This is a genomic window from Bhargavaea cecembensis (genome assembly GCF_000826125.2).
GTDB classification, from domain to species: Bacteria; Bacillota; Bacilli; order Bacillales_A; family Planococcaceae; genus Bhargavaea; species Bhargavaea cecembensis_B.
On record NZ_LN651371.1, the window covers coordinates 175,248 to 190,431 of the forward strand.

Annotated in this window: 14 protein-coding genes and 1 pseudogene; 2 read left to right on the plus strand and 13 right to left on the minus strand. The window is 56.3% G+C overall.

Going from position 1 to position 15,184, the window contains the following annotated elements:
- Window positions 1-124 precede the first annotated feature (124 nt).
- From BN1189_RS01360 to BN1189_RS01375, 5 genes are all read right to left on the minus strand, one after another.
- On the minus strand, window positions 125-1,645 hold the full coding sequence (locus BN1189_RS01360; protein ID WP_040224817.1) for a coproporphyrinogen III oxidase: 1,521 nt from the start codon (window positions 1,643-1,645) through the stop codon (window positions 125-127).
- Between the two features lie 75 nt (window positions 1,646-1,720).
- The gene (locus BN1189_RS15925; RefSeq protein WP_179860876.1) at window positions 1,721-1,876 is read right to left on the minus strand and encodes a hypothetical protein; all 156 of its coding nucleotides are present in this window, start codon (window positions 1,874-1,876) and stop codon (window positions 1,721-1,723) included.
- 214 nt (window positions 1,877-2,090) lie between these two features.
- Complete coding sequence (locus tag BN1189_RS01365) at window positions 2,091-2,438, minus strand: YlbF family regulator (RefSeq protein WP_040224819.1); 348 nt, start codon at window positions 2,436-2,438, stop codon at window positions 2,091-2,093.
- A gap of 14 nt (window positions 2,439-2,452) precedes the next feature.
- Window positions 2,453-3,595: a DUF445 domain-containing protein gene (locus BN1189_RS01370; protein ID WP_257125351.1), complete on the minus strand. Its 1,143-nt coding sequence runs from the start codon at window positions 3,593-3,595 to the stop codon at window positions 2,453-2,455.
- A gap of 169 nt (window positions 3,596-3,764) precedes the next feature.
- Window positions 3,765-4,154, minus strand: a complete 390-nt coding sequence (locus BN1189_RS01375; protein ID WP_040224820.1) for a ferritin-like domain-containing protein — start codon at window positions 4,152-4,154, stop codon at window positions 3,765-3,767.
- A 73-nt stretch (window positions 4,155-4,227) separates the two neighbouring features.
- Between BN1189_RS01375 and BN1189_RS01380 the strand changes: the two genes are divergently transcribed.
- Both BN1189_RS01380 and BN1189_RS15930 read left to right on the plus strand, forming a co-directional pair.
- Window positions 4,228-4,431: a YheE family protein gene (locus BN1189_RS01380; RefSeq protein ID WP_040224822.1), complete on the plus strand. Its 204-nt coding sequence runs from the start codon at window positions 4,228-4,230 to the stop codon at window positions 4,429-4,431.
- A gap of 60 nt (window positions 4,432-4,491) precedes the next feature.
- On the plus strand, window positions 4,492-4,638 hold the full coding sequence (locus BN1189_RS15930; protein ID WP_179860877.1) for a hypothetical protein: 147 nt from the start codon (window positions 4,492-4,494) through the stop codon (window positions 4,636-4,638).
- Window positions 4,639-4,694: 56 nt separating this feature from the next.
- On the opposite strand, the gene BN1189_RS01385 is transcribed toward BN1189_RS15930, so the two are convergent.
- The 8 genes and pseudogenes from BN1189_RS01385 to BN1189_RS01425 all read right to left on the minus strand — a co-directional run.
- On the minus strand, window positions 4,695-6,494 hold the full coding sequence (locus BN1189_RS01385; protein ID WP_257125352.1) for a serine hydrolase domain-containing protein: 1,800 nt from the start codon (window positions 6,492-6,494) through the stop codon (window positions 4,695-4,697).
- Window positions 6,495-6,662: 168 nt separating this feature from the next.
- Window positions 6,663-7,154, minus strand: coding sequence for an NUDIX domain-containing protein (locus BN1189_RS01390; RefSeq protein ID WP_082194087.1), 492 nt, complete (start codon window positions 7,152-7,154; stop codon window positions 6,663-6,665).
- A 107-nt stretch (window positions 7,155-7,261) separates the two neighbouring features.
- Complete coding sequence (locus BN1189_RS01395) at window positions 7,262-8,539, minus strand: MFS transporter (RefSeq protein ID WP_082194088.1); 1,278 nt, start codon at window positions 8,537-8,539, stop codon at window positions 7,262-7,264.
- A gap of 253 nt (window positions 8,540-8,792) precedes the next feature.
- Window positions 8,793-10,550: an ABC transporter ATP-binding protein gene (locus BN1189_RS01405; RefSeq protein ID WP_040224828.1), complete on the minus strand. Its 1,758-nt coding sequence runs from the start codon at window positions 10,548-10,550 to the stop codon at window positions 8,793-8,795.
- A complete protein-coding gene (locus BN1189_RS01410) occupies window positions 10,543-12,291 on the minus strand; it encodes an ABC transporter ATP-binding protein (protein ID WP_040224830.1) in 1,749 nt (582 codons plus the stop codon). Before BN1189_RS01410 ends, BN1189_RS01405 begins: the two co-directional genes overlap by 8 nt.
- Before the next feature lie 29 nt (window positions 12,292-12,320).
- On the minus strand, window positions 12,321-12,605 hold the full coding sequence (locus BN1189_RS16240) for a hypothetical protein (protein ID WP_040224831.1): 285 nt from the start codon (window positions 12,603-12,605) through the stop codon (window positions 12,321-12,323).
- 178 nt (window positions 12,606-12,783) lie between these two features.
- A complete protein-coding gene (gene chrA, locus BN1189_RS01420) occupies window positions 12,784-13,977 on the minus strand; it encodes a chromate efflux transporter (RefSeq protein WP_040224832.1) in 1,194 nt (397 codons plus the stop codon).
- A gap of 110 nt (window positions 13,978-14,087) precedes the next feature.
- Window positions 14,088-15,176 (minus strand): annotated as a pseudogene (locus BN1189_RS01425) (class I SAM-dependent rRNA methyltransferase); the annotation flags it as partial.
- Window positions 15,177-15,184: the final 8 nt, after the last annotated feature.

The following is a 15,184-nucleotide window of genomic DNA, read 5'->3' on the forward strand; positions in this document are numbered from 1 at the left end:
TCAGCACGGTTTGCTTAACATTCAGGAGAGTTTGCTTAACATTCAGCGCCGTTTGCTTAACATTCGCCCCTCCGGGAGCAAAAAAACGCAGGGGACGCCACGCCTAGCGTCTCCTGCGATCGTGTTAATCCACCGCCACCGGTTCTCCAAACAGCCCGTCCAGCATTTCGATCTTCTTGTCGATCGATTCGGAGTAGCTGAGGATGTAGGCGGCGGGGTCTTTCGGATTGTGGAACTGGGTGATGCGGCCGGTCTGCGGATGAACGAATTTGCTCGAGGCGCCGCAGCCGAGGCCGATGATCGTCTGGACTTCTTCCATGATGGCGATGTTGTAGATGCTTTCTTCGCCCGGCTTGGAGTAGCCGACGTTTTCGAGGTTGCCGAGGATGTTCTTCTGCCGGTACAGGTAATACGGCACGTATCCGTTTTCCGCAGTCCAGTTCTCCGCCATGTTCATCATCTTCACGGCGGTTCCGCGGTCGGCGACTTTGTATTTCTTTTTGTTGCGGGTCATTTCGGACGCCCGCTTGAACGACAGCGTGTGCACGGTGAGCGATTCCGGCTGGAGCTTTTCCGTCTCGGCGAGCGAGTGGGCGAATTCTTCGGTGCCTTCATTCGGCAGGCCGATGATGAGGTCCATGTTGATGTTGTTCATGCCCATGTTGCGCGACAGATGGAACTTGTCGATCGTCTCCTGAACGGTATGGAACCGGCCGATCGCCTTCAGCGTTTCGTCGGTGTACGACTGCGGATTCACGCTGATCCGGTCGATGTCCCATTTTTTCAGGACGTTGATCTTCTCCGGCGTGATCGTGTCCGGCCGGCCGGCTTCGACCGTGATTTCCCGGACTTCCCGGATATCCGGGAATGACGCGAACAGCGTTTCGTACAGCGCGTCCATCTCGTGCGCCTCGATCGACGTCGGCGTGCCGCCGCCGAAATACACGCTCGTCACTTTGATGCCGCGCTCTTTCAGCCAGGCACCGATCTCCTCGATCTCGACGTGGAGGCCGTCAAGGAACGACTGCACCCGGTTGCCGCGCCGCGGAATCGCATACGCAGGGAACGTGCAGTACGCGCACTTCGTCGGGCAGAACGGAATGCCGATGTAGACGCTCACTTCCTCGCCGATCCGGTCGAGGTCGGGGATCATCTTCAGCTGCCGCTCGACGATCCGCTTCATGAGCTCGATCTTTTCGGGCGCGATCCGGTACTCGGTCACGAGCCGCTCCGAAATCTCTTCGTGCGTGAGCCCTTCCCTGCGCATCTTGTGGTACAGCTTCGTCGGCCGCATGCCGGTGAGGATGCCCCACGGCTGGACGATGCCCGTCGACTGCTCGAGCACATCGAGGAACACATGCGACAGCACCCGCTTCAGCTGGCGCTTCTCCGCTTTCGGATCTCCGTTGTGCGCGGCCTCTTCGCTGTATTCGGCGCTGAACGCCCCCGATTCGTCCCGGAGATCCGCTTGGCCGCGGAGGACTCCCGCTTCTTCCGTCCAGGCGAATGAAACACGGACGGCTCCTTCGGCATCTCCGGTTCCGCCATGCGTCATTTCCGTCTCTTCAAAAAACAGGTTGGCGATGTTCTGGAACATCCGGATCCAGTCCTGTTCAAATTGCTGCTTTATATCAATCGGCTTCATGACGATCTCCTTGCTTTAAGTGGAATAAAATCTCCAACCATTATAGCAGACCGCTCGTGCGCAGTCCTGCTTCCGTCAGCCGAAAATAGCGACGGTGACGATGCTGAGCACCAGCCCGAGACCAAATGTGATGAACCAATACTTCCACTCCATCATGTCGAATACGACATTCAGGACCGTGCCGAGGATCAGAAAGATGATCAGCGCTCCGAGCCAGAGGATGAATGTCATCCGGTCACCTCCATGGTTGTTTGTCCCAATTATAAGGGAAACCGGACCGGCGGAGGTAATCGTTCGATTCAAACGGTTAATCGTTCGATTCGACGGCGTAATCATTCGATTCAAGCGGCTAATCGTTCGATTCAGCCAGTTAATCGTTCGATTCACCCTTCTCCTCTCTCTTCCCATACAAAAAACCGGCCGCAGCCGGTTTTTCTTTAAGCATTCAGATGCCTTCATACAGGTCTTGCACGGGCTTCATGAGGATGCGGTTGACTTCCTCGACGATGCGGCTGAGCTGCATTTCCGCCTGGAGCATGGCCGCGATTTTCGGGTTGTGCTGGGCGAGCTGTGCAGTTTTCTGTGCGTACTCGAGTTCTTCCCCGCCGATTTCCTCTCCGGACATCTGCTTTTGCTGGAGGTTCATCTGGATGTCGCGGAAGCTTTGGAACAGCTTGAGCGCTTCTTCGTCCGCCTTCACTTCGTCGATCGCCTGTGCGAGCGCCGCGTATTCGTCCGTCTGCCGGAATGTCGCTTCCAGCTTGTTGATGTCGTTGTAGATGTTCACTGCCATTTCATTCACTCCAATCAGTTAATAAGGAAGACGAGAAGTCCCTGCACGATCCCGATGAGTCCGCCGAGCACCGCGCCGAGCACGGTGATCATCTTGAACTCTCGCCGGGAGATGCCAAGGACGAGGTCTTCGAGCTTTGCGACCGGGAAGGAGTCGACCTGCTCCTTCACCATCTGGTCGATCTTCAGGCGGCGAAGGGCGTCTTCCATCTTCGACTCCGCCTGGCGGAATCCGAACGCCGTCAATGCCGGCGTCACATTCACCCGGATCCACTCCGCGCCGTCCGGCCAGTAGTCGAGGAGCGTCTTGTCCAGCCGTTCCCCGGCCGCCAGCTCCCGCTTCACATAGCCCCGGACGGACACAAGGAGCCCGTCCCAGTCGAACCCGCCGGCGAGTTCTTCCATCGGCCGGGCTTTCAGCTTTTCCCACTCTCCGCCGATCAGCTTGTCGAGCAGGTCGGCAGTGCCGGGGGCGGACAGGAACTTCAGCCCTTCCCGCTGCACTTTCCCGACGAGCTTGTCAGAGCCGCCGAACATGGACTGGAGCATGCTGCCGAACGTCCCTTTCGACTCAAGGAAGTCATCGATCATCGTCCGGATCGTCGCCTTGCCCTCGGCCGAAGACACGTAGTCCATCGCCCGGACGACAATGTAGCGGCGGATCACGGGCAGGCGTTCTTCCGCTTCCTCAAGCCATCGTTCCGGCAGCTTCTCGCCGACCGTCCCGTCCAGGAGCCGGTCTTTCGCTTCATTGAACTTCGTGTCGACGAGACTAAGGACGGCCTGCTCGATCTTCAAATCAGCATCGCGGACACCCGCCGTATCCAGCCAGTCCGCAATCGTCCGTTCTTCACTGAACAGATGCTTCTCGATCATCCCCTGGATCACGCGCTCCGCCTTCTCCTGCATCGCAGGCGTGAACAGCTTGTTGCGGAATGTTTCCGGTGTGAGCAGGTAATCCACGACGATCCGGCCGAACTGGGTCGCCAGCTCATCGCGCCGCTTCGGGATGAGACCTGGCGTGAACGGCACCCGCCAGTTGCCGATATATTTGGCCTCGTGCGGCCGGAACAGCATCTTGATCGCGAGATGGTTCGTCACGCCCCCGATCACCGCTCCGATGACCGCCATCAAGGCAATGGTCAACAATGCATTCAATCACTTCACCTTTTTCCTTCAGGGTTCGACATTAGTATAACAGACGAACCCCGGCAACAGAAAAAGGAACGCCGCCGCGCGACGTAACTCGTAACTCTTCCACTTCGCAGCCCAACTCTTCCACTTCACGGCCCAACTCTTCCATCTCAGCCGGAAACCCGGCCGCCGGCTACAGCGCGTTGTACATCATCGAGAACCGGATCGCATGCTCCGTCTCGTCATGCATGGCGAGGAACAGCGGATCGTACGCTTCCCGGATCGGGATCTGGAGCAGCATCACTTTGTACAGCTCGGCCGACTCCAGCTCGTCCCGCACCGCTTTTTTGACGCAGGCCTTCAGGCTGTCGCACGGCCCGGGCTTCCTGAGGCTTTGAACGAACGACCCCTTCAGCATATAATGAAGCTGTTGGAACATTTCATAGTGGCTTTTTTCATCATCCATCGCATGGTGGATGAAATCGAGCCAGTACGGATCTTTTGTGAGCGACGCCATCGATTTATAAAAGTGGTACGCCTTGTACTCCTCCTCGATCGCCTCGCGCAACTGATCGATGAACACGGCCGCATCCTTTCGTTGCTTTTGTTCCTATAAGTATGCGATCCGGACGGCTATCATGAAAGGGATGAGGGACTTGCTGCAGCACTTCACGTACAAGCCGATGTTCGAAGGCGGCCGGCTGCCCGGCTGGACGTTTTCATTTCTCTACAAGAACACGCGCTACTCGGGCGACTACAAACAGGATGGCACGATCGTCTGGACCGGCGACACACCGCCGGATGAAGATCAGGTGAAAAAAATGATCCACGAGCTCATGACCTTCCACGTGTACGATTGAACCGTTTGGACTGCCCGGATTCCGGGAATACTTAAAGTATCACCGGAAGGAGGAATCCCGATGGCAGACAAGAAACCAGACAAATTCGTGGACGAAAAGCAACAGCTCGACGAACAGCAAAAGCGCGAGCAGGAAAAGATGCAGGATAAATCGCGCCTCGCGGACGAACAGAACCGCATGGTCGACACGCAGAACATGCGGAAATGATTAAAGATTGACAGCCCCCGCTGCCGGAGTGAATCCGGCGGCGGGGGCTGTTTCTGTTAAAAATAAAATTCCCAATACAGAATATTGCCGACCAGCACAATAGCGGTCAGCACTGTCAGAATGCCAATTAACTTCACCTTTTTATGCTTCCACATTTGATGAAGCAGGCAACCACTAATAATAAATGAACTGACTACATACAACAAATTGGCGCTCAGGAATGGCTGAATGGACGAATAGGAGGTCATTGAGCCGGCTTTGTACAAAATCCAGGCGACATTAAGACATACTAGAACGTTCAGAAAGTGCTGGATGGCGGCAAACCGGTTTTTCCATTTTCTTTTCAGCAAGATGAAGACCATGAAAACGGACGAGAACAGGACGGCGATGAGCGCCAGAACAATCGCTCCCCATTCAAGAATGTGCTGGAGGAGCGGGATGTAAAGCAAGTCAGACTGCCCGGAAGATAAAAGTTTATTGCCTTCCACATCATCAGAATAAACATCCAGCGCGTATGCACTGAAATCATCTTTTGTTATATAGGCACCCGGCATCATCTGCGAATACGAGAGGCCGTTCATCGTCAAATCATGCACACCCGCCGGTTCCGCCCGACTTCTGAGAAACAGTCCGTACACCTGGCTGAATCCATGGCGCGGAACACGGGCCGGCTCATATATCCCCTTCCATCTTGAAGAGCTTTCAGGCGCGGCATCGCTCTTTCGGGGAGCATATTCGCCGAAAACAAGTTCTGGAATCCCGAGTGTGAGAGTGCTTTCATAAGCCATGTTCGTCAGGACCAGCACACCGGTGCCCGACGCCCTGTTCATGAAAATGGAGGAGCTGAACGCAAAAGTATTCCCGCCGTGCCCGAAAGTCGATCCGCTTGCGGACGGCAGGAAAAACAGCCCGTTTGCGACCCGGGGCACGTCCGTACCCGGGTAATATAAAGAGGGCCAAAACAGAGAATCAATCGTTTGAGGGTCTTGGAACAAAGGGTCTCCGTCTTCACTAAGCAGCGATTGCATCAGCTTTTGAAGATCCCCGGCGACCCCCGTGACACTTCCCGCCGGATACATCGGAATCACATACCGGTTCGGCTCGATCAGCTGCCGGTCCTCTGTATACCCCTGGATCTTCCGCCTCTGCTTTTTCACCCATGGATGGTCATCCTGCTCAGGATCGATTGCGGTTTTTGTCATATAAAGAGGTTCGAAAATATGAGTGCGCACATACTCCCGGTAATCCATCCCGCTCACTTCTTCAACGATGTAAGCAGCAAGCGCCGCGCCGTAGTTTGAATACGCCACAACCTGACCCGTAGGAAAGACCTGCCGGATGTCAGCGGCTTCCAGAACTCCTCTCAATGACGTTTTTTCAAACGGATTCAGAACCATCAAATCCGTATAGCTGTCGTCAAACCCAGCTGTATGGTTCATCAGATGGGTCATGGTGACCGGACGGCCGTCCGACTCTTTTAAACGAAAATCAGGCGGCAGATAATGGGCCACGTCCTCATTCAAATCAATCTTCCCGGCCTCCGCCAACTGGAAGACACTGATCCAGACGAGAACCTTTGAAATAGAACCCCATTCAAAGACGGTCTCCTCATCGACGCGTATCTGCTTCTCCCGGTCTGCATACCCGTCCATCAAGTATAGGATCTCATCATGGTTGACCATAATCACCGCTGCCCCGGCGGTCGTATCTTCATGTTCCTTTAGATAATCTTCCAATTGACCCTCCAACACTTGCTGATCGGAAGCCGCAAAGGCGGATGGATGAAACAGGAACAATATCAAAATCAGAGAAGCAAATCCGAACAGACGAACAGGCCGAGAAACTGGAATGCTCACGACATATCCAACCACACTCTCTCATTGCATTTTACTCAACACTCATTCAGGTTCCGGCGGGCATAATAAAATTCAATATACTCATCCTATTCCATTATACTTAAACCAGAACACGAAAACCGCACGTCTATTTTATTCAAGACACGCGCCCGTTTTTGGAATAAGCATTCACTCTATGGTAGATGCATAATCGAGTATTTCCTGATATAGTTCGTGCCAGTCATGGTAATAATCACAAATCTCTATAGGGTCTATAAAAAGTCTCTCCGACGCTTCAAATTCCCCCACAAAGCTATGTACTTTCTCAACATCCATACGATAAAACAACTGGTATCCAACCTTTGGATACGGACTATCTTCGTTCCAATTTGGGTTTTCATTATGGTCTACTACGATATAACCAAGGAAAAGACATTCACCTTCAACGTAGCCTTCTTCCATGACTTCACGTTTAAAGCATTCTACCGGTGTTTCATTTGTTTCGATGTGGCCTCCTGGAAAATCCCATCCCCTATGATTTAGATTAACCAATAACAACATATTCTTATAAAAGCAAATTCCATGGACGCTTGTAATTAAGTTCTGCTGAGGATATTCATCATTAGGCTTCCATGTTAGTTTAACTTTTGCTTCTCCCCAATTCACGTACGTTGTTGTCATATCTACTCCCCCTTACTCTTCAGCAGAATGGCCCGTTTACGGCACAACTCCTATATTCCCTGCAGAAATCGCAAAACTATTCTGACATGTCGTTTTAGCAGTACCCCTCACTCCCCCGCCAGCTTCCTCCTGCCGAACACCACATAATAATAAGTAGATGAAATGACGTACAACACACCTGTAATCGAGAACGCCCAGGCGTAGCCCCAGTAGGATCCAAATGCAACAACAAGTCCTGCGGAGACGGGCCCCATGGCGGCCCAGCCGGCCTGGAAGACAGTCTGGTTGACGGAGTTGGCGAGCCCTTTGTATTTGTCGTGGACGATTTCCATCGAGATGGCACTCTGGATCGGGTTGCCGGCGTTCATGAGTGCCTGGCGCATGAGGAATCCGAGCGAGGCGAGGCCGAGCGACATCGTGTAGGCCGTCAGGAACAGGAACGGGATCGACGCGAGCTGGAAGAAGATGAGCGCCTTTACCTTGCCGACGCGCTTGACGAGCGCCGGGCCGATCATCATCGCGACGGCCGTCATGGCGGATCCGAGCGACAGGATCAGGCCGATGTAGGCGTTCGATGCACCGAACCTGTTGGCGAAGTACAGGTTCAGGTACGGAATGACGAGTCCCGAACCGAAGCCGATGAGCAGGTTGGCGATCCCCAGATGGAAGATGAGCCGGGCATTCCGGCCGAGCGCAGCGTCCGCCGGGTCCTCTTCGGAAGGCGGCTCTGGGATCCTTGCGGGCGTCGCCTCTTTGTCTTCTTGTACCGCTTTTCCGGAACTCAGGAAAAACAGCGGCCCGATGCCCGCAGCGAAGATCGCCGCTCCGGCGATCAGCGACCAGCGGATTGATTCGACGGCGGGCAGCCCGAATGTTTTCTCAAGCAGGTCCGCGATCACTCCGCCGCCGAGGCTTCCGATGACGCCCGCGACGGTGACGAGCGAGAAATAAATGCTGAACAGATGGACCCGCTCCGAGGCGGACGAGTTTTCCGCGAGGAACGGCACGCCCGACACCTGGACGAACGCCATCGTCAGGCCGGTGACGAACGCGGCGGCCACGAGCGTGCCTTCCGCCGTTTCCACCGCCCGGTAGAATAAAGTCAGCATCGTGAGCGCCGACCCGCCGATGAGCAGCCACTTCCGGCCGGACCGGTCACTGAGCAGGCCGGCCGGCACGAGGATGATCGCCGTTGCAAGCGCGGTCATCGAGATGACGTTCCCGTTCACGGTCTCCGGCATGCCGAGCGCCTTGATATACAGGTTGTACATGACCGCGAATACCCCCATCCCGATTTGGATAAGGATATTCGCCAGCATGAACAGCCGGACGTTGCGGCTGAAACCTGAAACTTTCGTTTTCCAGTCTTTGAACCAAGCAATCATCGGAGAGGGCTCCTTCGTTTTCCGTTTATTTCGACATTCGGATTATACGAGAATGGAAGGGGAAAAGCAACAGGCGAATGACCGCGGCTTCAAGGCGGCAGAGAGAATTTCTGCGATGACACTCACCCTCTTTCCGTTAATACTCGCCCGCTCTCCGATCACACTCACCCTCAAATGGCCCCCCTCCTCCCACCAAAAAACAGCCCCGGCGATCTCACTCGCACGGGGCTGTCTCTTATCCATCTCCCTCAATTCAGCCGATCTTCCCCGCCGCCACTTTGCCGGCCTGCAGCTTATACATCTGGGCATACTGACCGCCATACGCGAGCAGCTGGTCATGGCTGCCGGATTCGACGATCTCGCCTTTATCGAGGACGAGGATGCGGTCGGCGTTTTTGATCGTCGAGAGTCGGTGGGCGATGACGAAGGTGGTGCGTCCTTTTTTCAGGACGTCCATCGCATGCTGGATGATTTCTTCGGTTTCGGTGTCGATGTTCGACGTTGCTTCATCCAGGATCAGGATCGCCGGGTCGAATGCGAGTGCGCGGGCGAATGAGATGAGCTGGCGCTGGCCGGCGGACAGGGTGCTTCCCTTTTCCACGACCGGTGCGTCGATGCCGTCCGGAAGATGCTTCAGCACGCGGTCGCCTCCGACGGCTTCCAACGCCCGTTCGACCATTCCGCGCGAAATCCGCGGGTCGCCGAGGCTGATGTTGGACTCGATCGTTCCGGTGAACAGGTACGGATCTTGCAGGACGATGCCCATATGGTCGCGGATCGTCTGGCGGGGCAGCGACGTGATGTCGGTGCCGTCGATGACGATGCGGCCCTTGGACGGGTCATAGAACCGGAACAGGAGGTTCATGATCGAGCTTTTCCCCGATCCGGTATGCCCGACGAGCGCGACGGTCTCTCCCTGCTTCGCTTCAAAGTCAATGCCTTTCAGCACGTATTCATCGCCTTTATAGGCGAACCATACGTCTTCAAAGCGCACATTGCCCCGGTAGCGGGCGATCTTCTTGTCGCTCACCGTCTCCCCTTCCTGATCGAGCAGTTCGAACACCCGCTCCGCCGCAACGAGCGAATGCTCGAGGCGGGAGAACTGGTTGACGATGCCGGTGATCGGGTTGAAGAGGCGCGTGATGTAGTCGACGAACGCATAGAGCGCACCGACCGAGATCACTTCTGGCGTCGTGAGCGAGATGTTTCCGAAGTAGAGGACAAACACGAGGAACGTCATTGAACGGAGCGTGTCGACCAGGTTAAACGAAGTCGCGGAGTCCATTTTGAGGAGCTTGTTCTGATAGCGGAAGTGCTCGTCGTTGAGCTCCTCGAATTCCTCTTCCATCTGTTTTTCCCGGCGGAATGCCTGGACGATCGTCATGCCCTGGATCGCTTCGTTGATCATCCCGTTCAGGTCGCTCACCTTGCCCCGGATGATCCGGTTGTATTTCGCGGCATATTTCCGGTAGAGGATCATCCAGACATACAGGACCGGGATGAGCACGAGCATCATTCCGCCCATCTTCGGATCGAGCCAGAGCAGCGCGATGAAGATGCCGCCCATGTACATGAAGCTTGTCGCAAACTGCGACAGGACGGTCACATACATGTCGCGGATCGCTTCGGTGTCGTTCGTGACGCGGGCGACGACCTTGCCTGCAGGCAGGTTATCGAAATAGCGGATCGGCAGCGTCTGGATCTTGCCGTACACTTCGTTGCGCATCTTCTGGATGATCCGGTTCGCCCCTTTCTGAAGGAGCAGATATTCGGAATACCGGAAGATGGCCGTGATGACGGCGAGCCCCATGAAGAGGGCGAGCAGGCCGGCGATCGGCCCGAAATCAATTCCGCCCGTTTCGCTTCCCGCGATATGATTGTCGATGATGTTCTTGGCGATGAGCGGTCCGGCGAGATCCGCCGCGACGGCAAGTGCCAGGCAGATGATGCCGGGGATCACATAGCCTTTTTGTCCGACGGCATACTGGACGAGCCGTTTTCCTTTATTCATGTGAATCCCCCTCCCCGATCTGCTGGCGGTCGAATTGCTCGCGGTACCAGCCGTGTTCACCGAGCAGCATGTCATGGGTGCCTTCCTCGGTGACACGGCCGTCCTCCAGCACGATGATCCAGTCGGCATGTTCGATCGCCGACAAGCGGTGGGTCGTGATGATCGTCGTCTTGCCTTCCCGGCCTTCGCGGATATTCGCGATGATCGCCGTTTCGGTCTTCGCGTCGACCGCGGAAAGCGAATCGTCCAGGACGAGAATCTCCGGGTCTTTGATGAGTGCCCGGGCAATCGAGATCCGCTGTTTCTGCCCGCCGGACAGGGCGACCCCTTTTTCGCCGACAAGCGTTTCAAGCCCTTCCGGCAGCATCGCCAGGTCCTTGCGGAAGTGCGACAGCCGGATCGCTTCGTCGATCTCTTCATCGGTTGCGTCCGGCTTGCCGAACAGGATGTTGTCCCGGATCGACCGGGAGAAGAGCACATGCTCCTGCGGCACGTAGCCGATCCAGTCCCGGACTTCATCTTTCGTCAGTTCGCTGATCGGCACTCCGGAAAACGACAGTTCCCCGCCGCCTGCCGGGTACTCGCGAAGGAGCTGTCGGACGAACGTCGTCTTTCCGCTCCCCGTTTTTCCGACGATGCCGAGCGTCCCGCCCCGGTCGAGATGGACTCGGACCCTGTCAAGGTTCACCGAGGAGGACTGCGGATAAGTGAACGTCACGTCTGTGAAGTCCACGGCGTCCGGCTTTCCGGCATGTTTCGGATCGGCCGGGTCTTTCACGTCCTCATCGTAGGAGAGCGTCTCGGACACCCGGTCGAGCGAGGCGTTCCCCCGCTGCATGACATTGATGAGCTCGCCGATCGCGATCATCGGCCAGACGGCCATTCCGAGATAGACGTTGAACGTGACGAGATTGCCGAGCGTCATGTCGCCGGTCGACACGAGGAATGCCCCGTAGCCGAGGCCGATCGCGTAGCTCATGCCGGTCAGCACTTTCGACGTCGGCGCGAACAGTGCGTCGATCCGCTCGACGGCGATGTTCTTCTCATACACTTCCTCGGTATTCGCGCGGAAATTCTCCTCGGTCGCCCGCTCCTGCACATACGCCCGGACGACCCGGACGCCGGCGACGGCTTCAAGCACATCGTCGTTCAGATCGCCGAACGCATCCTGGGCGACGACGTACCGTTCGTGGATTTTCTTGCCGAGCACCTGCATGATGATCGCCAGAATCGGCAGCGGCAGGATCGCCGCAAGCGTCAGTTTCCATGAAACGATGAAGCCCATCGTGAGCAGGATCGTCGCCAGGTAGAGCGTCGAGTCGATCAGCGTCATGATGCCGAACCCGGCGGTTTCCGAAATCGCCCGCAGGTCGTTCGTCGACCGGGCCATCAGATCGCCGGTCCGGTTTTTCTCATAGAATGTCGGCGTCATTTTAAGGAAATGGCGCATGAGCCGGCTGCGCAGCGTCCGTTCGATCACGTTCGCGCCGCCGAATAATTGATATTGCCAGACGAAGTTGGCCGCGTAGCCGATCGCCATGATGGTGAGCATGATTCCAGCGAAGCCCCAGAGGAGCCCCTTCGTCATGTCTCCGCGGTACATCGTGTCGATCGCCTGCCCGATGATCCACGGCGGGACGACGACGAGCACGTTTGTGATTGTCAGCAGCACAAGCGCCACCGAATACCGCTTCCAGTTCTCCTTGAAGAACCAGTCAAGCTTGAATAAAACCGAAAACATAAAATCCCTTCTTCCTGTCGCGGACGTCTCTATCCGCCTTCTTTAGATTCCTTGATGAGTACTTTCCGTTCTTTCACGATGCACATCGCGATTGCTCCTTTCCCGATTTGATTTATATGCAACGCGCTTGCCGCGCGGCCGCACCAAATGGCGAGAAAAACAGAAAACACGCCCCCTATCAAGGAGACGTGCTCAATGAAAAAGGATCCGGCAGACATGCCGGACCCCGTTAAAATAAACTGCGGTTCCCGAAATAAATCACGGGCACAGTCCGGGCAGGCATGGCGATATGCAGTTTTGTACAATTGCGTCATGCATTTTCATGTTGATCATCGTCCACGCCTCCCTTCTGCAGAATGTTGATAATTGTTTCGTTACTCTAACAGCCTACCGTTACGGCCGGCGGCTTGTCAACCGTTTTCTGAAAAAACTTTCAGAAGGCCTATTTTTGCCCGGGACAAAAACAGCGTATGCATTCCGTTCCGCATTGTTTCATGACTGGAACACATGAAGGCCCGCGCCCAGTACGCCGGCGACCAGCACAACCATCCACGGGGGCCACTTCCCGAACTGAAGCAGCAAAAAACAAAGAAGGGCGACTACAGCATCCCAGACTGAGAAGATGGAACCAGGAATCACGGGGTTGAGCAGTGCGGCAAACAAAATGCCGACGACCGCCGCGTTGACTCCGAGTAGGGATGCCTTCAGCCATGATTTCTTCCGGATCACCGACCAGAAAGGCAGAACGCCGATGACGAGCAGGAAGGAAGGCAGAAACATCGCGGCCACCGCCAGCAGACCGCCCGGAATTCCTTCGGCGATCATGCCGATGTAAGCAGACAAGGTGAATAGCGGTCCCGGAACAGCCTGGGCCGCCCCATATCCGGCGATGAACGTTTCCACGTCCATCCAGCCGCCCGGCACGATTTCCCGCTCCAGCATCGGCAGGACGACATGACCGCCGCCGAACACGATTGAACCGACCCGGTAAAAAATGTCCGCAAGTGAAACGAGGGTATTCCCGGCAGCCGCACGGACCGCCGGCAGCAAGGCGAGCAAGGAGAAAAACAGCACAAGAGACAGAAGTCCCGCCCTGCGGCCGACCGGCATCGGCATGTCAGCCTCGTCGCGGGCCGCCGTTCCCTTTCCTCTGTAGACTAAATAACCGGCCAGTCCCGCCAGTACAATAAAGCCGATCTGCCCCGCCGCCGTCGGGACGAGCAGGACGCCCAACGCTGCAATCGCCGCAATCCCGATTCTCGGCAAGTCCGGCGCAAGATTTCGGCCCATCCCGATGAGCGCGTGTAGCACGATGGCAACCGCCACGATCTTGAGCCCCCGGATCCAGCCGGTATCAAAGCCGGCGTCTCCTCTGACGAGCCAGGCGAACAGCAAGAGCAGCACCACGGAAGGCATCGTGAAACCAAACCAGGACAGGAGCGCGCCTCCGATCCCGCCGCGCATCAGACCGATCCCGATGCCGACCTGCGAACTGGCCGGGCCGGGCAGGAACTGGCAGAGCGCCACAAGATCCGCATAGGCCCGGTCATCCAGCCACTTTCTCTTTGTTACATATTCATCCCTGAAATATCCAAGATGGGCGGCAGGACCCCCAAACGACGTCAACCCGAGTTTCAGTGACGCCGCCAGAATTTCACCGTACTGCCCCCTGCCCTTCTTTTCCAATTTAAAAACCCCTCTTCCGTCCGGCTTTTGCCCATCTTACAGAAGGCAGAAGCCGGCGGAAAGGGATTTAACACAATCTTAACAATAAATCCGTCTTCACAATGAATCCGTCAGCGATCCAGCCGGATGACGGCCACTTTCAAGTAGTCGGATTCCATCTGGTGCCGGTTAGTGCGGAAATCGGCCGGGAGCCGGAATTCCCGTTCGATCTTAAAGCGGCGGCCGGCGGACTTGAACGCCTTTTCGATGAAGCCTCGGAATTTCTTCATGCCGAAGCCCGCATGGTTCGTCGAAGCGATGATGATCCCGCCTTTCGCCGTGATGGAAATGGCGTCCTCCAGCAAAGACGGGTAGTCCTTCGCCGCGCTGAACGTCCGCTTTTTCGAGCGGGCGAAGCTCGGCGGGTCGAGGATGACGAGGTCGAATTCCTTGCCGTGGCGGCCGGCGTACCGGAAGTAGTCGAACACGTCCATGACGATGATCTCCTCGGCCTCATAATCGATGCCGTTCGCCGAGAACTGCTCGATCGTCTTCGGCAGGCTCCGCTTGGCGAGGTCGACGCTCACCGTCCCCGCCGCTCCCCCGAGCGCCGCGGCCACCGAGAACGCGCCCGTGTAAGAGAATGTGTTCAGCGTCCGGCGCCCTTCCGCGTATTCATCGCGGACCGCTTTGCGGACGTCTCGCTGGTCGAGGAAGATGCCCGTCATCGCGCCGTCGTTCAAGTCGACGGCGAACTGCATGCCGTTCTCTTTCACGAGAATTGGGAAATCCGGCTTTTCCCCGAAGACGAAGTCATCGTCCTCCACGTAGCGGCCCTGCGCATCAAACCGCTTCTTCCCGAACACCGACCGAACTTCGCGCAGGCCTCCGAGCACTTCATGGACATATTTTCGCATCTCGTAGATACCTTCGCTGTACCAATTGATGAGGAAGTGGCCGTCGTAGTCATCGATCGTCAGGCCGCCGATCCCGTCCCCTTCTCCGTTGAACAAGCGGAATGCCGTCGTTTCGGGATCTTCGTAAAACGATTCCCGCCGGCCGATCGCCTCTTTGATCTTCCGGGCGAAAAAGGCGGTGTCGATCTGCTCGTCCTCCTGATGGGTGAGGACCCAGCCCGCCCCTTTGTTTTGATTGCCGTGATAGCCTGTCGCAATATAGCGTCCGGCGGGGTCCGTCAGTCGGAGGATGGAACCTTCGCGGCCNGAGC